Consider the following 20188-nt stretch of genomic DNA (forward strand, 5'->3'; position numbering starts at 1 on the left):
GTGCCTGTGTGCCTGTGCGTGTCAGTCGGGTGCGTCCGCTCCGTCGTACGGCTCGGCCGTGGGGACGGTCGCCAGGACGCGGGTGCCGTCGCCGAGCGAGCTGGTCACCTGGAGTTCGCCGCCGAGTTCGGCGAGCCGGCGGCGCATGCCGTCCAGGCCGAAGCCCTCGGCGGCGGCCACCACGAAGCCGCGGCCGTCGTCGGTCAGCTCAAGTTCGACCCCGTACGGATGGGGCGCGAGGACCACGCCGACCGTGGTCGCCCCGGCGTGCTTGCGGATGTTGGCCAGGGACTCCTGGGCGCAGCGCAGCAGCGCGATCCTGGACCGCTGGTCGCAGGCCACCTCCGGCAGTTCCGCCACCACCGCGAGCCCGGTGTCCTGCGCGAACCGGTCCAGGGTGCGGCGCAGCGCGTCGGCCAGCGAGCCGGGCGCGACGCTGTGCCCGGGGGCCGAACTCACCAGCGCCCGCGCCTCGGTGAGGTTCTCGCGGGCCGTCTGCTCGATGGAGCGGAGCTGCCGGGCGCTGCGCTCCGGGTCGGCGGTCAGGCCCGCGCGCGCCGCCTCCGCCAGCACGATGATCGAGGCGAAGCCCTGGGCGAGGGTGTCGTGGATGTCGCGGGCGAGGCGTTCGCGTTCGTCGGCGGCGCCCTGCCGCTGGTGCGCCTCGGCCAACCTGGCCTGCGCCTGCGCGAGTTCCGCGGCGAGCGCGTCGGCCCTGGCCCGGGTGAGGCCGATGAAGCGGTAGGCCAGCAGGCCGAGCCCGACGCCGGCCGCGTAGCCGATGAGGGTGGCGAGGAAGTTGCCGCTGAGCAGGTTGGGGCTCCAGCCCTGCGGCAACACCCCGGCCAGTGCGGTGACCAGCGCCGCGAAGCCGCTCAGCCTGATGGCGGCGCGCGGCCCGTCCGCGAAGACCCAGAACTGCGGGAGCGCCGCCACGTACAGCGCGGCGGCGCCCCCCAGCACGTACGAGACGCCCCCGACCAGCAGGCCGATGCCCATCAGCAACACACGGGCGCTGAGCACCGGGCGGCTGCGCAGCGCGAGCAGACCGCCGTAGCCCGCGGCCAGCAGGGCCAGCAGCGCGACCGCCGTCCACAGCCTGACCGGCCCGGCGTCCCGCACCGCTACGGCGACCGGGCCGAGCCCGAAGAGCAACCAGCCGATGCCGTACCAGAGGTGGAACCGCACGGTGAGGAACCAGTCGGCGGGCTGCGGCAGCGGGACCATGCTGGTCAGCCTACGGTTCCCAGGTCGTCGGTGGCCTGCTGCGGTTGGCCGCCCGGCAGCGGTCCCGCCGCGCCCTGGGACCTGCGCGCGGTGCGCGACGGCCACCAGTTGGCCTCGCCGAGCAGCAGCATCAGCGCCGGTAGCAGCAGCATCCGGATGACGAACGCGTCCAGGAGTACGGCGACCGCCAGCACGTAGCCGATCTGCTTCATCTCCATCAGGTGCAGGCCGACGAAGCTGGCGAAGACCGTCACCATGACCACGGCCGCGCTGGTCACCACGGTCGCCGAGCGGCCGATGCCCTCGATCACGGCCTGCCGGGTCGGGGTCCCGGCCAGTACCGCCTCCCTGATCCGGCTGACCACGAACACCTGGTAGTCCATGGACAGTCCGAAGAGGATCACCAGCAGGAACAGCGGCACCCGGGAGCCGATCGAGCCGGTGGACTCGTAGTCGAGCAGGCCCTCGGCCCAGGAGTGCTGGAAGGTGAGGACCAGCACGCCCACCGATGCGGCGGCCGACAGCAGGTTCAGCACCACACCCACCAGGCCGAGCACCACGGAGCGGAACGCCCACACCGTCATCGCGAACGTCACCACCAGCAGCGCCACGATGACCAGCGGCAGCTTCTCCTTCTGGTGGGTGGGGTAGTCGGCGTACCTGGCGACGTCGCCGGTGACCGCGACCTCCACGCCGGCGACCCGGCCGACGGTGGCCGGCACGTGCTCGGTACGGAGCGAGCGCAGCGAGTCCTTGGACTCGTCGGCGCTGACGTAGTGCGGGACCTGGAGTTGGAGCAGGCTGACCCGCCCGTCCTCCGAGGTGGCCAGGGAGCTCTGGCCGTTCAGCCGCGGGTCGTCCGCGACGTCGCGGGCCAGGTCGCGCAGCGCCTTCGTGACGGCGGGGGCGCGCTCCGCGTCCGCCCGCACCACCACCTGGTGCATGGCCTTGAGCTCGGGGAACGCGGCGGTCAGCCGGTCGTAGCCCTGCATGGCCGTGATGGACCTGGAGTGCGTCTCGCGGCCGAGGTCGGTGAGGTTCAGGCTGAGCGCGGGGGCGGCCAGTGCCAGCAGCGCGGCGACGGTGGCGGCGAGCGCCGCGGCCGGCCGCCTGGCCACCGCGGCCAGCACCGCGGTGGTGGTCCGGCCGGGTCCCGTCCGGCGCTGCCGGCCGGTGCGGGTGGCGGTCTTGCCGCGGGCGATCCGGCGCTGGGCGCGGCGTTCGGCGCGGGCACCGAGGAGTGCCAGCAGGGCCGGCAGGACGGTCAGCGAGCTGACCACGGCGACCAGGGTGACGACGACCGCGCCGACCGCGATCGAGGAGAAGATGACGTCGTCGACGAGGAAGAGCGTCGCGGAGGAGGCGGCGACGGCGAGGCCGGAGAGGACGACGGCCCGCCCGGAGGTGGCGGCGGCCAACTCCACCACGGCCCGCGGCGAGAGGCTGCCGCCCGCGCGGGCCCGTTCCTCGCGTTCGCGCTTGAGGTAGAAGAGCGTGTAGTCCACGCCGACGGCGAGCCCGATCAGCAGGATGACGTTGGTGCCGATGCCCGCGTCGGGGAAGGCGTGCGAGGCCAGCATCGACAGGCCGATGGAGGCGGCGATCGAGGTCAGCGCGAGGAGCAGCGGCACCAGCGCCATCGCCACCGAGGCGAACACCAACAGCAGCGTGACCAGGGTGACCGGCAGCGCGATCAGCTCCGTACGGGCCAGGTCGTCGCCGCGCAGCTTGTCCACGCCCTTGCCGATCGAGGGCGAACCGGTCTCCTCGACGCGCAGGTCGGGGTGGTGCTCCTGCACCGCCGCGGTCTGCGCGAGCAGCGGATCGACGTGCTTCTTGCCGTCGAGTTCGGGCCCTTCCATGGTGACCCGCACCCGGACCGCGGACCCGTCCGCGGCGCGCACCGGGTCCGCGACCGTGCGCACCTCGGGCAGTGCGCGCATCCGCGTCACCACCTCGCGGGCCGCCGCGTCCGCCGCGTCCCGGGCCAGCGGGCCGCTCCGTGAGGTGATCAGTACGTGTTCCACGGGCCGCTGTTGCAACCCGCCGTCGGCGGCCAATGCCTCGCCCCGGCCCGCCTCGCCGATGCGGAAGTCCTCGGACGCGGCCGGATTGCTACCGACCGCGATCCCCGCCCCCAGGCACAGCGCCACGAACACGAGCCAGCCGGCCACCGCCCGCCAGGGGTGCCCGGCGCTCCACCCCGCCATCCGAACAGAGAGATTCTTCATGGCATCGATGCTGGTCGGCGGGGGGTTGCCGGCGGCAGCAGCGACCGGTGGAACTTGGGGTCCACCGGTCGGTGGACAAAGCCCTCCCGGGCAGGGGAAGTGGGCGACGGCGGGTCGGAGTTCGGGGGCCCGGCCGGTCGTCTTCGTACGGCGTGAGGTCGAGGGTCGGGGATCGCGGGGTGTTTCGGATGCCCGGGGATCGGGGGCGCCCCGGGGTCGGGCGGGTGCGGACGCGACCCGCCACCTGATACGGACGCGGCCCGCGGCCAGAAACGACCGCGACCGCCGCCCCCGCGGTGGCGCTCCCCGCAGGCTGGCTGCTGGTGGGGCGCTCGCGCGGGGGCGGCGGTCGGGTGGAGCGGCGCGGGGCCGCTCAGGTGGGGAGTGGCCGGGGCCCGCTGGGTCGGGCCCCGACGACTGGGGGAGGGCTTAGAACTCGTCGGCGCCGTTGCGCAGCTCCGGCGTCCAGTAGCCGGTGGCCCACTTGGCCGGGTCGACGGCGATGCCCTCGGCACCGGGCGCGGTCACACTGGCCATGCCGGCGCCACCCTCCAGCGTGACGGTGAACTCCTTCACCGCCTCGGTGTTCTCCTTCCGACCGCCCTCGGAGAGGCGGACCGCGGCGTAGGCGGAGCCGCCCGGCTCCACGACGACCTGGCCGGCCGGCTTGCTCTTGGCGACGGCCGGGACGATGCCGCGGGCGTTGTCCAGGAAGTGGATCTTCGGGAAGCCGACCATCAGGCAGGGGCTGCTGGTGTGGTTCTTCGCCGTCAGGGTCAGGTGGGTGTAGGGCGGGCCGTCGACGGTGGCGGCGCTGACCGTGAGCTGCCGGGCCTGGCACGGGGCGGGGCTCTTGCTGCTGGAGCCCTTGCCGCCGGAGGTCGTGGCCTGGTCGCTGCCGCCGCTCTTGCTCGGCGTCTGGGCCTGGTCGCTGCCGCCCTGGCTGGAGCCGCCGGCGCTGCTGTTGCTGCCGCCGCCCTGGCTCTGCTCGCCGCTCTGGCCACCGGACGTGCTCTGCTGCTGGCCGCCGCTCTGCTCGGTGGAGCCCTGGCCCTTGTCGGTGCCCTGGTCCTGGCCACCGCTCTCCGCGGGGGCGCTGGCGGCCGGCGAGGCGGACTTGGTGTCCTTGGAGTCTTCCCCGTTGCAGGCGGTGAGCGCCAGGGAGAGCATCGCGGCGGTGGCGGCGGTCAGGACGGCGGTGCGGTTACGGAAGGTGCGCATGGTGTTTTTCCCCCAGAAGGAAGGTCGGAACGGTGGTTGCCCGGTCATTGGCATCCGCCCCTGACCTGCTGACATCTACGATTCTGCGGGGCGTCGCTCACGTTCCACTGCCGCACCGCTGACGTTCCGCTGACGTGCGGACTCCGCGATTCCGGGCCCCCCGCTAACGCTCCGCGATCCACACGCTGCGTAGTCAGGCGCGAGCCGTACGGGACGACGGGCCCAGGGCCCTGGGGCGTGGGCGGGCCCTGGGGCCTGGGGCCTGGGGCGGGGGCGGGGCCTGGGAGTGGCGTGCTGGGCGCCCGGCTCGCGCTGGGACCCGGGTTCTGGGTACGGGGTCCTGGGTTCGGGGGTGGGGGCTGGGTCCGGGGGTGGGTGTGTGGTGGGTGTGGGTGGGGTGGGTCGGCGCGTCGGTGGGTTAGTAGGTGGCGCCGGGTTAGTGGGTGGCCCGGTTAGCGGGTGGCCGGGTTAGCGGGCTGGCGCGCAGGCGGGTTGGTGGGGGCCGGCTCACGCCCTGCCGCGCCAGGTGCGGCGGCGGTGGACCGCCACCGCCCACCACCGCCCACTGTCGCCCGCCACCGCCCGCCACCGCCCGCCACCGTGCGCTGTCGTCCCGGCGCCCAGCCGACCTCACGCCGCCACCAAGGTGTTCTGGCCCACGTGCAGCAGCCAGCCGTCCTCCCCCTTGGTCATCACGTACAGCGGTGCGCCCTCGGTGTCGCCCGTGGGCTCGTGGTAGACCTGCCGGACCTTGACGGCGGCCACGTCGGGCCGCAGGAACTGGACGTGGACGACCCGGTAGGTGACGTCGCCGTCCCAACTCGACTGGGGCAGCACCGCGCGGGTGAACTCGGCGATCGCGTCCAGGCCGACGAGCACCTTCCCGTGCGCGGTCGTCCACAGCGCGTCGGGCCGGAACAGTGCGATGAAGCCCTCGGCGTCCTTGGCGCGCTGCGTCCGTTCGACGGCGGCCACGACCGCCTCGATCGCCCGTATCGCCTCGCTCTCCGCATCGCCCGTCGCGGCGTCGGCGCCCCCGGTTGCGGCTGTGGATACGGATACGGATACGGCTGTGGTTGCTGAAGTGGTGTCCATGCCCGGCACGCTAGGACTTCAACTTGACTTCAGGTCAAGGAACGCGGGCGGCCGGGTCGGAAACAGCCCTACCGTCAGGCGACCGATGCGGGCAGCCCCGCCCGCACCGGGGCGAGCATGTCCACCCCGTGGTCGTTCGGTGAACGCTCCATGGCGGTTCGCGCCCGCGCGGGGCCGCCCGACCGGGCCCGGTCGGACGGCCCCGCCGACCCCGGTCGGCCGCCGCCGTCCGCCCGCGCGCCCACGGCCCGCCCGGCGGATCACGGGCCCCGCCCGGCGGATCACCGCCACCCCCACGGCGACCGTCGCCGCCACCGGCCACACCCCGGCCGCCGCGTACGCCCCGCACCCCGCTCCCGCCGACGGCCCGCCCCGCACCCCGCCGCCGGCCCGTACAGGTCCCGCCCCAGCCGGCCCCAGCCCGCCGCGGCCCACCCCTCGCGACCCCGCCCACCAGCCCGTACGCACTCCCCGCGCGGCCCGTACGCCCCGTACCCGCACACCGTGCCGCCCCCGCGGGGGACGCCTGCCGGTGCCGTCCGCGCGCCGGCGCACACCGGTCCGGGCGGTGGCGGGGCGGCGCCCCGGTGGCGCGCCCGCGCTCCGCGCCCCGGTCGAGCGCGCACCCCGGGCGCCGGACCGCGGGGCCGGTGGGAGGCGCTGGTCCGGTGCCGGATGGGGCGGGTGCGGGCCGGTGGGCCAGCGCGGCGCACGCCCCACCCCCTGCTCAAACCCCCACTCTGACCTCCCCTTTCCCGGCAATTCCCGGCCCGCAGCTTCCTTGACATCCCGGATTGGTACAGGCCAATATCCGCCTGGTCTGCTCCAAGTCGCCCGGCCGTCCGATCCGTCGGCCCCACCACCCGCATCTCGGAGGTCCCCTCATGGCAAGCAGCAGCCACCCGGAACTCACCAGGCTGGCCAATACCGTGCTCCAGCCCGGGTTCGTCGGCACCACCGCGCCGGACTGGGTGCGCCGCCGCATCGCCGACGGCCTCGGGTCCGTGGTGCTCTTCGGCCGCAACATCGAGACCCCCGAGCAGGTCGCCGCGCTCACCGCCGAACTGCGCGCCGAGAACCCCGAGCTGATCGTCGCCATCGACGAGGAGGCCGGCGACGTCACCCGGCTCGACGTGCGCACCGGCGCCTCCTGGCCGGGCAACCTGGCGCTCGGCGCGATCGACGACACCGACCTGACCGAGCAGGTGGCCCGCGACATCGGCCGGGCGCTGCGCGCCATCGGCGTCTCCCTCGACTACGCGCCCAGTGCCGACGTCAACTCCAACGCGACCAACCCGGTCATCGGCGTGCGCTCGTTCGGCGCCGAGACCGACCTGGTGGCCCGGCACACCGGCGCCTGGGTGCGCGGCCTCCAGAGCGCGGGCGTCGCCGCCTGCGCCAAGCACTTCCCCGGCCACGGCGACACCAACGTCGACTCCCACCACGACCTGCCGAACTTCCTCGCCGACGCGGAGACCATCGCCCGGGTCGCGCTGCCGCCGTTCACCGCCGCCATCGAGGCCGGTGCCCGTACGGTCATGACCGCGCACATGCTCACCCCGGCCTACGACCCCGAGCTGCCCGCCACCCTCAGCCCGGCCATCATCAACAACATCCTGCGCGACCAGCTCGGCTTCACCGGCCTGGTGGTCACCGACGGCATCGAGATGGGCGCCGTATCGCGGAAGTACGGGATCACGGGCGCCACCGTCAAGGCGGTGGCCGCCGGCGCCGACGCGGTGTGTGTGGGCGGCGAGAGCGCCGAGGAGTCCACCACCGTCGACCTGGCGCAGGCCCTGGTGGACGCGGTGCTGGACGGCACGCTGCCGCAGGAGCGGCTGGCGGACGCGGCCGACCGGGTGCAGAAGTTCGCGAGCTGGTCGGCCGACCTGGCCCGGCAGGCCGACACCCTGACCGACGGTTCCGACATCGGCCTGGTCGCCGCGCGCCGCGCGGTGCGGGTGCGCCGCAAGGACGGCGCCGCCGGGCTGCCGCTGGCCGGCGCCCCGCACGTGGTCGAGCTGTCCCCGACGATGAGCCTGGCCATAGACGGCCGCACCCCCTGGGGCGTGGCCGACCCGCTGCGCGCACTGCGTCCCGACACCACGTCGGTGCGCATCACCGAGTCCGAACTCGCCGGCGCCGCCGACCTGCTCGACCGGGTCGCGCTCGGCCCGGCCAACGGGCGCGAGCTGGTCATCGTGGTCCGTGACGCGGCCCGGCACGGCTGGATGTCGCAGGCGCTCGCCGGCCTCGTCGGCCGCCGCCCGGACGCCCTCGTGGTGGAGATGGGCGTGCCGGCCGACGACCACTTCGGCGCCGCCCACCTGGCCACCTTCGGCGCCACCCGGGTCTCCGGCATCGCCGTCGCCGAGGTCCTCACCGGCGCGGTCTGAGCCCGCGGTGCGGCCCCGTGGCAACGCGCCGCGGGGCCGCCCGACGCCCGCCTTGGAACCGGCCCCACGCCCGGTTCCACGCCGGGCCCGACACCGGCCCCGCGCCCGCCCCGGTACCAGTCCCCCATCACCCCAACACCACCCCCACGCCCACCCCATCCACCCGGCAAGACACCTCGTACCAGGACAGAACAGCGCACTGTCGAAACGTCACTTCCCGGGCCGTTGGCGGGGGTTGACACTCAAAGTTGGTCTAGTCCACATTATGGGGCAGCGCGATCGGCACGGCGGGCGAGCCGACCTGGGCTCGGCGCCGCCGCACCCCGAAACCGGCCGATCGGCGCCACCGTTCCGCCGCCGGCGCGTGCCACGCCCGCGACGGACGCCGCGTACCACGAGGTTGAGGAGGCCGGCTCCAGTGCCACGGCGAACCACCAGCTCCACGACCGGCTTACGCGGCACGGTCCCCGTGTTACGGGTGGCCGGCTAGCCCCGCACCTCGCGCGAACGTCCACGGCGGACCCCAGACGCGAGGACCGCGGTGCGCGACCCAAGCGCCACGATCCCCCGCAACGGCCCGCAGCCGGCGACATCCACGCCGGCGCGACGCACGCGCGCCCCCGGCCGGGCCCGCCGTGCGCAGTGCCGCGTACGGCGTACCGGCGCCATCGACCACCGTCCTGCGCCCATCCCTCCCGTCGCCCGCCAGGCGGCCCGGGACGCGGCGCGCGCCCGACCGCCACCGGCCCCTCGCGGCCCCTGCTCGCCGCATCCCCCAGCCCGGCGCCGACACCGGTGCCGGGCGGGTGAACAGCGACGTTCCCGACCCGGTGACACCGCCGCGACCTGCCGGCCGTACGCGTCACCGGCCTCCGCCGCGCCCACGCGCGCCCCCGCCCGACCCGCGGGAGGACGCCGCGCCGGCACCGGGGGACGACGCCGCGGCTCCCGGGCACGGCCGGGCCCCGCACACCACGCATCGGAGACCTTGCATGCCCAAGCCCGCCGGACATCTCTACCGGGCCGCCTCCCAACGGCCCTACTTCAGCGCGGACGGCGACACCTACCTGGCGCAGACGCCACTGAAGGACATCGACAAGTCGCTGCCGCTGCGCGTGCTCTCCAAGGAGGACCTGGCGCACTGGCAGACGTACGGCTACGTGATCGTCAAGCAGGCCATCCCGGCCGCGTCCGCCGCCGCGCTGCTCGACTTCGCCTGGGAGTTCCAGGGCCTGGACCGGGACCGCCCGGAGACCTGGTACCCGGAGCGCACCTTCGCCACCGACCTGGAGCGCGACCTGTACGTCTACGGCTTCGTCGAGGCGTACCAGCACCAGTTGATCTGGGACAGCCGGCAGCACCAGCGGGTGTACGACGCGTTCGTCGACGTGTGGGACTGCGAAGAGCTGTGGGTGACGCTCGACCGGCTCAACCTCAACCCGCCCAACGTGGGCAACCGTTCCCGCTCGCTCATCGAACCCACCGACACCGGCTTCGACATCGAGCTGCACTGGGACGTGGACTCCACGCGCGGCGTGCTGCCGCAGCGCGTCCAGGGCATCATCGCGCTGCACGACACCAGCGCCGAACTCGGCGGCTTCCAGTGCTCGCCCGAGCTCTTCCGCCGCTTCGACCGGTGGAAGCTGGACCAGCCCGCCGACCGTGACCCGATCCGGCCGGCCGTGGACCGGGCCGAGTTCCCCGTGGTGCGGCCCGAGCTGTCCGCCGGCGACCTGCTGATCTGGAACGGGATGCTGGCGCACGGAGTGGCGCCCAACACCTCCGAGCGCGGGGTGCGCTCGGTGCAGTACCTGTCGATGATGCCCGCCATCGAGGAGCACGAGGAGCTGCGCGCCTCGCGCGTGAACTCCTGGCGCCACCTGTCCACGCCCGAGTGGAACAAGACCCTGCTCGGCGACGCCACGCGGCACGAGTCGCTGCGCTACGGCCCCGCCGAACTGACCGATCTGGGCGAGCGGCTGCTCGGCCTGACGCCCTGGAACGGCATAGCGACCGAGCGGTGAACCGGAGAGACGGAATGCGCACCATCTGCCTGACCCTCCCGACCAACCGGCCGTCCGCCCCCATGGTCACGGCCCTGTGCGAAGAGGCCGCCCACGCGGCCCGGAACTTCCCCGTCGAGGTGCACGCCCTCATCCTCGACTCGTCCGAGCCGGCCGCGTACGCCGAACACGCCCGCGCGCTGGCCGGCGTGCAGCCGGTGCCCGGCGTCGTCGTGCACCACCTCGACGAGGCGGCGCAGCGCGACTTCCTGCGCCGGGTCATCGAGCGGGCCGCCCTGCCCAAGCCCGAGCTGCTGCTCGACCTGATGCTGCCGGCCGGCGTCTCCTACGGCGCCTGCACCAACCGGGCGTTCCTCATCGCCGCGGCCCTCGGCTGCACCTCGGTGCACCGCCGCGACTCCGACAGCCGCTACCAGGAGTGGGCCGGCGGGCCCGTCTACCCCATCCACCACGAGCTGACCTCGATCGGCGTCCCGGCCAGCGCCGCGGCGCCGCGAGTGGACGAGGTGGCGCTGGACGCGGCGCTGCTTGAGCGGCCCGTGGTGCTGGTGGGCGCCTCGTTCGTGGGCGAACTCTCGGTGGACATCAGCGAGATACGCGACCTGGACGCCGAGGTCTACCAAGACGTGGTGAGCCTGTGGGCGCCCACCGACTGGAGCGCCGAGCAGAAGCGGGAGCTGGTTGCCGAGTCCTTCACCGGCGCCGGCACCGAGCCGTTCGCCGGCGACCACGCGCTGCTGACCGTCGTGGACCCGATGCGCCTGGACATGTGCAACATCAGCTTCCACCAGGTGCACGAGCGGGTGCCGCTGCCACCGGCCACCGACACCATCGGCAGCGACTACTTCCTGATGCACCTGGTGCACGACGCGGCGCTGCCGGGCGTGCTGCACAACCGGCACATCGTCAACTTCTACACCAAGGAGCGGCGCACCGACGCCGGCTTCGCCGCGTACCAACTGCGGTTCGCGAAGTTCTTCCTGTCGATGCTCTACCTGAACGCCGTGTACGCGGCGATGGCCGAGGCCGGCGGCGCCCTGCTGGACGGGGCGCACCAGGTGGACGCCGAGCGGATCAGCCAACTGGTGTGGGAGAGCACCCGGTTGGACACCGTCGAGAACGCCACCAGGCTCGACGTCCTGGACCGCTCCTACCGGCGGCTCGGCGGCAGGTACGCCGCGTTCGCCGACGCCATCGCACCGCGCCGGCAGCAGTTGCTGGACGAGGCCCGGCACGACATGGAGGACTTCGCGCGGCTCATCGACGCCTGGCAGCCACTGGTGGAAGCCAGCCGCGCCACGCCCGTCCGACCGCTGCCGCGGTAGCCAGAACCCGGGGGCACCAGCCACATGTACGTCACCACACCACTGCGCACCGCGCTGGCCGCGGCGACCGAGGACCAGATCGTCTTCGACCTCGCCGGGATAGCCGAGCGGCACGCCACGTTACGGCGGGAGCTGCCCGGCGTCGCGGTGCGCTTCGCCATGAAGTCCTGTCCGGTCGACGAGGTGCTGGCCCGGCTCGCCGGGCAGGGCGCCGGCTTCGACGCGGCGAGCCCGGCGGAGATCGTGCAGGCCATCGCGGCCGGCGCGACGCCGGACCGGATCCACTTCGGCAACACCATCAAGTCCGACCGGCACATCGCCGACGCCCACCGGCTCGGCGTCCGCGACTTCGCGACCGACAGCGTCGCGGACGTGCGGGCGCTGGCCGAGCACGCGCCCGGCGCCCGGGTCTTCTGCCGGCTGGCCACCGACGGCGAGGGGGCGCTGTGGGGGCTCAGCCGCAAGTTCGGCTGCACCCCGTCCGACGCGGTACGGGTCATGGAGGCTGCGCGCGCCGCCGGGCTCGTACCCGCCGGGCTCTCCTTCCACGTCGGCTCCCAACAGATGACGGCCGGCGCCTGGCGCGGCGCGCTCGACCGGGTCGCCGGCGTGCTGACCGTGCTCGGCCGGCGCGGCATCCACCTCGACCACGTCAACCTCGGCGGCGGGCTGCCCGCGCTGCACTGCCGGGACCGGCACGGCCGGCCGCTCGTCCCGCCGCTGGACAAGATCTTCGCCGTGATCCGCGAGGGGATGCAGCAGTTGCGGGCCGCGGCCGGCGGCCCGCTGGCGTTCCTCATCGAGCCCGGCCGCCACCTGGTCGCCGACCACGGCGCCATCCGCGCCCACGTCGCCCGGCTGACCAGCCGCGAACAACTGGGCGGCGGACGCGCCCACTGGCTCTACCTGAGCTGCGGCAAGTTCAACGGCCTGTACGAGATGGACGGGCTCCAGTACCCGCTGCTCTTCCCCACCCACGGCGCTGGCACCCGCTACGTGCCGGCCGTGGTCGCCGGCCCGACCTGCGACAGCGACGACGGCTACGACCCGGCAGGCGGCCTGGTCCGCGTCCCGGAGTCGGCCGCCTCCGGCGACCCGGTCTGGCTGCTGTCCTGCGGCGCGTACGCCACCAGCTACACCACGGTCGGCTTCAACGGCTTCGACCCGCTGCCCTACTCCTGGGTGGACGGCGAACGCTCGGGCTGGGGCGCACCGTACGCGGCGGGGGCGCCGGCTACGACGGGGGCTGCGTACCCGGCCGCGGGTGCGGGTGCGGGCGGTGCTGCGTACGCGCCGGGGGACGCCGACCCGGCGGGGCCCGGGCGCGGTGCGGACGCCGGGTACGCGGCGGGGCCCGGGGCCGGTGCGTACCCCGGGGCCGCCCTCGACGGTGAGTGGACGGCCATCGGGGGTGGTGCGCGGTGACCGCGCGCGGGGTGCGGGGGCCCGGTTCCGCGCACGGTGTTGCCCGCGCCCCGGGCACCCAGCCCACCCGCGGAGCCGGCGACAGCCCGAGCCACCCCACCCACCAGATCCGCCCCATCGCCGAGGCGGACTGGCCCGGCATCGCGGCACTTGAGTCCCGTACGTACGCGCCCCTCGGCCTGAGCGAGGGTGAGGCCGCGCTCAGGTCCCGGGCCCGGCTCTCCCCTGGCACCTGCGCGGTGCTCGACCACGCGGGGGCGCCGGCGGGCTATGTGGTGGCGCTCCCGTACCCGCCCTTCCGCTGCCCGGACCTGGCGGCGGTGGAGGGTGGGGACGGGGACGCGGCGGGGGCGGATACGGAGGCTGCGGGCACGGAGGCGGATGCGGCCCGCCGCCCGGGTCCGGCCCGCAACCTCCACCTGCACGACCTCGTCATCGCCCCCGAACACCGCGGCCGGGGGCTCGCCGCGCGGCTGCTGCGGCAGGTGTGGGCGAGCGCGCGGGCGGCCGGGTACGAGCGGATCTCGCTGGTCGCCGTCGGGGGCAGCGCCCCCTTCTGGGCCGGGCAGGGTTTTGGCCCGCGCCCGGAGGTGCCGCTGCCCGACAGCTACGGCACCGACGCCCACTACATGTCCGCGCCGGTACCGGCGAGCCGCACCCACCCCCCGGACCCCCCGCCACCGGGCCCCGGGATAGACCCGATCGACGAAGACGAAGTGGACGGATAGGCATGTTGGGTGTTCGCGACGACTTCCGCCGGGGCCTGCTGGCCATCGCGGCGCTGTTCTGCGTACTGGGCTTCCAGTACGCGACCTGGGCCGCACGGCTGCCCACCATCAAGGCGGAACTCGACCTGAGCGAGGCCGAGGTCGGGCTGTTGCTGATGGCCGCCGGCATCGGCGCCGCCGTCTCCTTCCCGCTGGTCGCGGTGTTGACCCGGCGACTGGGTTCGCGGCTGCTGGCCATCGCGTCCGGCCTGCTGCTCGGTGCGGTCCTGCTCGGCCTCGCCGCGGCGCCCAACTACCCCGTCATCCTGCTGGTGATGTGCGTGGACGGGCTGGCCGTCGGCTGCCTCAACGTCGCGATGAACGCCCAGGGCGCGGCCCTCGAATCCCGCTACGAGCGCACCGCCATGGCCAAGCTGCACGCGGTCTTCAGCGCCGGCTCGCTGATCGCCGCCCTGCTGGCCTCCGGCATGAACGTGCTGACCTCATCCCTGATCGCCCACTTCGGCGCCGGCGCGGCCCTGATCGCCCTGCTCATCGTCGTCAGCCGGCCCGGCCTGCTGCCCGACGAAAAGGCCGACGAGCAGGCCGATGAGAAGGCCGGCGAGATGGCCGGCGAGAAGCCCGCCGAAGCCCCTGCCGGGCAGCAGGGGCAGGCGACGGGCGGAGACACGCAGCCGCCCACCCGCGCGGACGAAGCCTCCGCCGACGCACCCTCGACCACCAAGCCGCGCCGCAGGCTGTCCCTCCCCGCCCAGGCCACCCTGTGGATGGGCGGCGCGATGGTCTTCGGCACCGTCACCGAGGGCGCCATGAACGACTGGTCGGCCCTCTACCTGAAGGAGGAGGCCCACGCGTCCGCGCAGGTCGCGCCGCTCGGCATCGCCGTCGTCTCGGTGATGATGGTGCTGGCCAGGGTGTTCGCCGACGGCTGGCGCGCCCGCTGGGGCGACGGCCGGGTGGTACGCGTCGGCAGCCTGCTCGCCGGCGCCGGACTCGCCGTGGCCCTGCTCGCCGGCGGCGTCGTCCCCGCGCTGCTCGGCTTCGCCTGCATGGGCCTCGGCATGGCGGCGGTCACGCCTTGCGTGTACGTGGCCGCGGCCCGCCAGGGCTCCACCGCCCTGGCCCTGGTCGCCGCGATGGGCACCACCGGCCTGCTCGCCGGCCCACCCGTCATCGGCTTCATCGCCCACGGCTCCACGCTGGTGTGGGGCATGGGCGCGGTGGCCGCATCGGCCGCCCTGGTGGCGGCCTGCGCCACCCGCATCGACTGGCCGACCCCGGAGGCCCAGGCCCCGGCAGCGGGTTCGGCCGGGGCGGCCGGGTCAGCAGGATCGGCCGAAGCCGCGGAGCCGAACGGGCCCGGCACGCCCCAGGCCCCCGACGCCCCGGCGAAGGCCGAGCAGTCCGAGAAGGCCGAGGCCCCGGCCACGTAACCCTCCCAACCCTCCCACCACATCGCACAACCGGCCCGGGCTCCGAAGGAGGAGCCCGGGCCGGCACGCGTTCCCAGGCACCTCGCGCGGCGGGAACGCCCCGTACGGCGGGACCACACACCCACGCACCCGTACGGCACACACCCACACACCCAAGCCCCCGTACAGCAGTACATCCCCCGCCACCACGGGCCCGCCGCCGCCCCCCGCACCCGGCTGGCTAGGGTGATCACTCGGCCACACCGCAGCGCAGCCCCGAGGAGGCGACCCGTGAACGCGCCCGACCCCTCGGAGATCCGGGTCCCGGTCGGCCCCGACGCCGCACGCTGGACCAGCCGCGCCGCCTCCCGCCGGGTCCTGCTCGTCGCGCACAACGTCACCGCGGCCGGCCGCCTGCTCGACGTGCTACCGCTCTTCCACGACGACTTCCGCGTCCAACTGCTCGTCACCACCCCGGGCTCCTCCGCCTTCCGCAGCGGCCTCCCCGACCTCTTCGCCGACCTGGGCCTGCCCGTACTCCCCTGGCACCAGGCCCTGGCCACCCCGGTCGACCTGGCGATATCCGCCAGCTTCGGCGGCCAACTCCCGCTGATCCAGGGCAAGTTGAGCGTCCTCTCACATGGGGTTGGATATACTAAGAAGCTGGCGAAGCCGGGAGCCGCGCGGAGCCGGGAGGCCACGTTCGGGCTCGACGCGGAGTGGCTGTTGGCGGACGGGCGCCCGTACGTCGACGGGCTCGTGCTGTCGCACCCGGAGCAGTTGGCACGGCTGCGCCGGGCCTGCCCGGCGGCCGAGGACGCGGCGGTGCTCGCCGGCGACCCCTGCTTCGACCGGATGCTGGCCGCCCGCCCGCACCGCGAGCGCTACCGCCGCGCCCTCGGCGTCCGCACCGGGCAGCGACTCCTGGTCCTGAACTCCACCTGGAACCCGGAGGGCCTGTTCGGCACCGGCGGCGGCCAGGACCTCCTGCCCGGCCTGCTCCCCCGGCTGACTGCCGAACTCCCCACCGATGACTACCGGTTGGCGGCCGTACTGCACCCCAACGTCTGGCACGGACACGGCCCCGGGCAGCTCAGGGTCTGGCTCGACCGCGCCCGCCGCAGCGGGCTGACGCTGATCGACCCGGTGCGCGCCTGGCGCCAGGCGCTACTCGCCGCCGATCTGGTACTGGGCGACTTCGGCGCGGTCAGCTACTACGCGGCGGCCCTCGGCACCCCCGTCCTGCTGGCCGCCGCCGGGCAGGAACGGCTGGACCCCGAGGCACCGCTCGCCGACTTCGTCCGCACCGCGCCCCGGCTCGACCCGCACGCCCCGCTCGGCGACCAACTGGAGCGCCTGCTGACCGAGCACCGCCCCGACCCGGCCCCCGCCGCGTTCACCACCTCGGCGCCCGGCCGCTCGGCCGCCCTGCTGCGCCGCCACTTCTACACCCTGCTCGACCTGCCCGAACCCGCCGCCCCCGCACTCCTGGAACCGCTGCCGCTGCCCCCGTACGAGCCGCCGCACCGCACCGCGCCGCTCCACGTCCGTACCGAAGTCCACGGCGACGACGCGTGGATCGTCCGCACCACCGACCACCCGTACGGGGCGACCGGCACCGCTCACCTGGCCGTGCACGAGGACACCCGGGACCCGGACGACCTGGCGTCGGCCGATGTGATCGTGCGCGAGGGCCGTGCGGACGACCCGCGGTTCGGCGGCCCGGAGGCGTGGACGGCCGAGGTCCTGGCCCGCTACCCGCACTGTGCGCTGGCCGGCTACGCGACGGGCCCCGACCGGTGCACGGCACGCAGCCGCACCCACGGCGTACTCCGCATCACCGCAGGTCAGGGCGCGGATCTCGACCCGGCTTGCTACGCATCGGCGCTACACGCCTGGCTCACGGCGGGCGGCACGCCGGGCCCGGCCGGCACCCGGCTGCGGGTGCACGCGGCCGGCGGCGTGCACCCGCTCCTCGTGCGGGCCGCTACGCCGCAGCCGCGCACTGCTCCCGCAGCCCGGCGAGGTACGCCAGGTGGGCAGTGGCCCCCTCCGGCGTGAGCAGCCGCTCGGCCGCCAGGATGTGCGCGAGCGCCCCGGCCCGGTCGCCGGCGTCGATCCGCACCTCGGCGAGGTCGGTGAGCGTACGGGCGCGGTTGTACGCCTCGCCGTCGTCCCCGGCGAAGAAGTGACGCGCCTGCTCCAACTTGGCTTCTGCTGCGTCGAGTTGACCCATGCCGCGCAGCGCCCGCCCCTGGTGGCGCTGGATCAGGGCGAGGGCGCGCCGCAGGCTGGAGCTGCCGGCGTCGTTCGGCCCGATCAGCCGGTAGATTTCCTCCGCCGCGGCGAACTGCTCGTACGCCTCCGGGTACTGCCAGCGGTAGAGCAGGTGCAGACCGAGCCCTTCCACGCACGACGCCTGGCCGAGCAGGTGCCCCGCGTCCTGCTCGCTGCGGGCCGCGGCGTCCAGCGCCCGGCGGGCCTCCTCCCACTGGCGGAGTTCGCCGAGGCAGAAGCCGAGTTGGAAGTGGAGGGCGCCGGCCATCCGGGAGTCCGCCGGCGACCCGGCCCCGGGCCGGCCGGCGAGCCGGCTGGCGATGCGCAGCCCGGGTAGCACCTGGTCCCAGTTCCCCGCCTTGAGCTGGTACGGCCACAGCGCCCGCGCCAGCCGCAGCGCGGTCCCCGTCCGGCCGTACTCGTCGGCCAGCCGGATCGCCTGCACCAGGTTCCCCGCATCGGCGCGCAGCGCGGCGAGCCCGGCCGCCTCGTCCACGTACGGGCCGCGGCCTTGGCCGAGGTCGGTGCGCCAACTCCCGGGCAGCGCGGCCCTGGCCGCGGCAAGGGCACGGTCGGCGAGCCGGTCCAGGGCGCGGGCCACGGCGACGGAGCACCCCGCGATGCCGTCCTGTGCCGCGGCTGCCTCCACCAGCGGGCCGCGCACCCCCGGCCGGAACCGGTAGCGCGCGTCGTACAGCGGCTCCAACAGGCCGGCGCCGGCCGCCTCGGCCAACATCGCACGCGCCGCGTCCTCCGCGACGTCCGCCGCGTCGGCGGCGAGCCTCGCATCGACGGCGGGCCAGTTGCCGAGCGCGACGAGCCGGCACAGCCTGGCGGTCTCCGGCCGCAGCCCGCGGCTGACCTGCCGGGCCATGGCACGCACCGGGTCGCCACCGTTCACGGCCCCGTGCGCGTCGTCCGGCGCGACCCGCACCCGGTCGAGCAGTTGCCGGGCCGCGATCTTGAGGGCCAGCGGGTTCCCGGCGCACTGCCGCAGCAGCCCCGGCAGTTCCGGCTTGGCCTCGGCCACCAGCTCGGGCCGCGCCACCCGGCGCAACAACTCCACGGCGTCCCGGTCGCGCAGCGGCTCCACCTCGATCCGTTCGGCCTCCAACCCCAGGTCCGGCCCGGTAACGACGACCAGCAGGAAGACCTCGGGGGTGGCCGGCACCAGGTGCTGCACCTGGGCGGCCGTCGTCGCGTGGTCGACCACGATCAGCGCCCGGCGGCCGGCCGTCAGCGTGCGGTAGAGCTGGACGCGGTCGGCCTCGGTGGCCGGCAGGTGCTCGGGCTCGACGCCCATGCTCAGCAGGAGTCGCTGTACGACGGCGGCCGGAGTGGGCCGGCCGTCCCCGTCGCCCTCGCGCAGATCGACGTAGAACTGGCCGTCGGGGTAGCGGCCGTGTTCCCTGGCGCCCCAGGCGAGCGCGACGGCGCTGGTGCCGATGCCGGCCGGCCCGTACAGCAGGGCGGCCCGCGGCCGGCCCGCCGCGGCCCGGCTCGCCTCCCGCGTTAACCGCTTGAGCACGGCGTCCCGGTCGGTGAAGTACCGGGTGGCGGGCGGCAGCCCGGCCCCCGGCCGCAGCACGGGCGCGCCGGGCCTGGCACCGGCCATGAACGCACCCCAGGCCCCGGCCGCACCGGCGTCGCGCAGCAGCACCGGATGGAGCTGCCCGGCCAGCGCCTGCCACCCTTCCGGGGTCGCGGGAAGGGCCGTCTCCCGTCCCAGGGTGCGCCGCACGAGCGCCCCCATGGACACGTGGAGCTGCCGCCCGAACTCGCCGGAGGCACCATTGCCCACCGCGGTGAGGAGCGCACCGAGCGCCCCCACCGTAACGATCTCCAACACGCCAGCCCCTCCGAACTCCAGCCCCGCATCGTCGGCCCACCCTCCCGACCACGCGTGCGGCCCCGGGCCCTCGCCGACTGTATCCGGGCGACCACACACGGCGGAATCCTCCCGGCCTGTTGCCCTGCCGGGCGGGGCTTGGGTGTGGGGGTTGTGCCGTCGTGGGTGGGGCCTGGTTGTGGGGGTTCGGCCGTTGTGGGTGGGGCCTGGTTGTGGGGGATGGACCGTTGTGGGTGGGGTCCGGTTGTGGGTGGGGTTGGCCCTTGCGGGCCGGGCTTGGGCGCGTGGGTTGGTCCGTTGTGGGTTGGACCCATGCGAGTCGGGTCCGGTCGAGGGTTGGCCGGTTGTGGGTTGGTCCCTACGGGCGGGCCACTGGGCGTGGCCCGCACGCAGGGGCCGGATGGGTGGGTCAGTGTCGTTGGACGACGATGCGGACGCCGTGGGCGAAGGTGATCGACCCGTCGCGTACGACCAGTGTCGTGTCATGGTCGGACCCGTTGACGCAGGTCACCCGCCGAGTGAGCTCACCCAACTCGATCAGGTCACCCACCCGGGCCTGCCGCGCATCGACGACCAGCCGCAGCGCCAACCGGGTGAGGGGCTTACTCATCCCGCACCCCGTCACCCTTCCCCCGCCTCGGCTCGGGCAGCGGCATCCCCTCGACCAACACGGGTGGCTCGACGGCGAGCAGCCGGGTGCGGAGGGCGTGGACGAGGGGCCACCCGCTCCAGGTTCTCCACAGCCGACCACTCGACTTCGACCTGGTCGCGGGGCAGGCTGGCGAAGGCGTCCTCGGCCGCGCTGCCGCCGTCGAAGACGAAGGCGATTTCCTCATCCTGCTCACCGTCGGTGGCGGGCTGCTGGTCGACCGCGAGCAGGGCGGCGGCTTGGGCCTCGGTTGCGCCCGTTCAGTCGCAGGCGAGAAAGCAACTGGTGATGGGCGACAGGTAGTCGGCATGGGGGCCGCCCAACCCTGT

12 protein-coding genes and 1 pseudogene are annotated in these 20188 nt (G+C 74.7%); 7 read left to right on the forward strand and 6 right to left on the reverse strand.

Translation table 11 applies throughout. The features are described from left to right. Nucleotides 1-21: 21 nt before the first annotated feature. The 4 genes from ACMA1D_RS09715 to ACMA1D_RS09730 all read right to left on the reverse strand — a co-directional run bounded on the left by ACMA1D_RS09715 (nt 22) and on the right by ACMA1D_RS09730 (nt 5774). Nucleotides 22-1227 carry a sensor histidine kinase gene (locus tag ACMA1D_RS09715; RefSeq protein ID WP_414723468.1) on the reverse strand — a complete coding sequence of 402 codons (1206 nt, stop codon included), beginning with the start codon at nt 1225-1227 and terminating at the stop codon, nt 22-24. Nucleotides 1228-1232: 5 nt separating this feature from the next. Beyond that, nucleotides 1233-3458: an MMPL family transporter gene (locus ACMA1D_RS09720; protein ID WP_414723469.1), complete on the reverse strand. Its 2226-nt coding sequence runs from the start codon at nt 3456-3458 to the stop codon at nt 1233-1235. A 429-nt stretch (nt 3459-3887) separates the two neighbouring features. Next, complete coding sequence (locus ACMA1D_RS09725) at nt 3888-4679, reverse strand: DUF4232 domain-containing protein (RefSeq protein WP_414723470.1); 792 nt, start codon at nt 4677-4679, stop codon at nt 3888-3890. A 630-nt stretch (nt 4680-5309) separates the two neighbouring features. Then, a complete protein-coding gene (locus ACMA1D_RS09730) occupies nt 5310-5774 on the reverse strand; it encodes an SgcJ/EcaC family oxidoreductase (RefSeq protein ID WP_414723471.1) in 465 nt (154 codons plus the stop codon). 884 nt (nt 5775-6658) lie between these two features. Between ACMA1D_RS09730 and ACMA1D_RS09735 the strand changes: the two genes are divergently transcribed. The 7 genes and pseudogenes from ACMA1D_RS09735 to ACMA1D_RS09765 all read left to right on the forward strand — a co-directional run bounded on the left by ACMA1D_RS09735 (nt 6659) and on the right by ACMA1D_RS09765 (nt 17145). Then, nucleotides 6659-8170, forward strand: coding sequence for a glycoside hydrolase family 3 protein (locus tag ACMA1D_RS09735; protein WP_414723472.1), 1512 nt, complete (start codon nt 6659-6661; stop codon nt 8168-8170). 992 nt (nt 8171-9162) lie between these two features. After that, nucleotides 9163-10194, forward strand: a complete 1032-nt coding sequence (locus tag ACMA1D_RS09740; RefSeq protein ID WP_414723473.1) for a phytanoyl-CoA dioxygenase family protein — start codon at nt 9163-9165, stop codon at nt 10192-10194. 14 nt (nt 10195-10208) lie between these two features. Then, nucleotides 10209-11519: a DUF6271 family protein gene (locus ACMA1D_RS09745; RefSeq protein WP_414723474.1), complete on the forward strand. Its 1311-nt coding sequence runs from the start codon at nt 10209-10211 to the stop codon at nt 11517-11519. Between the two features lie 24 nt (nt 11520-11543). Beyond that, nucleotides 11544-12722, forward strand: a pseudogene (locus ACMA1D_RS09750) (type III PLP-dependent enzyme); the annotation flags it as partial. A 218-nt stretch (nt 12723-12940) separates the two neighbouring features. Further along, nucleotides 12941-13672, forward strand: coding sequence for a GNAT family N-acetyltransferase (locus tag ACMA1D_RS09755; protein WP_414723475.1), 732 nt, complete (start codon nt 12941-12943; stop codon nt 13670-13672). Between the two features lie 2 nt (nt 13673-13674). Further along, entirely contained in the window at nt 13675-15105 is a 1431-nt protein-coding gene (locus ACMA1D_RS09760) for an MFS transporter (protein ID WP_414723476.1), read from the forward strand. A gap of 270 nt (nt 15106-15375) precedes the next feature. Further along, on the forward strand, nt 15376-17145 hold the full coding sequence (locus ACMA1D_RS09765; protein ID WP_414723477.1) for a hypothetical protein: 1770 nt from the start codon (nt 15376-15378) through the stop codon (nt 17143-17145). Here the strand turns inward: ACMA1D_RS09765 and ACMA1D_RS09770 are convergent. Continuing rightward, nucleotides 17072-19210, reverse strand: a complete 2139-nt coding sequence (locus ACMA1D_RS09770; protein ID WP_414723478.1) for an ATP-binding protein — start codon at nt 19208-19210, stop codon at nt 17072-17074. The two genes, ACMA1D_RS09765 and ACMA1D_RS09770, sit on opposite strands and share 74 nt — an antisense overlap. Before the next feature lie 409 nt (nt 19211-19619). Further along, nucleotides 19620-19820, reverse strand: a complete 201-nt coding sequence (locus ACMA1D_RS09775) for a hypothetical protein (RefSeq protein ID WP_414723479.1) — start codon at nt 19818-19820, stop codon at nt 19620-19622. Nucleotides 19821-20188 lie beyond the last annotated feature (368 nt).

It is taken from the genome of Streptomyces sp. 796.1 (assembly GCF_047525675.1).
Classification (GTDB): domain Bacteria; phylum Actinomycetota; class Actinomycetes; order Streptomycetales; family Streptomycetaceae; genus Streptomyces.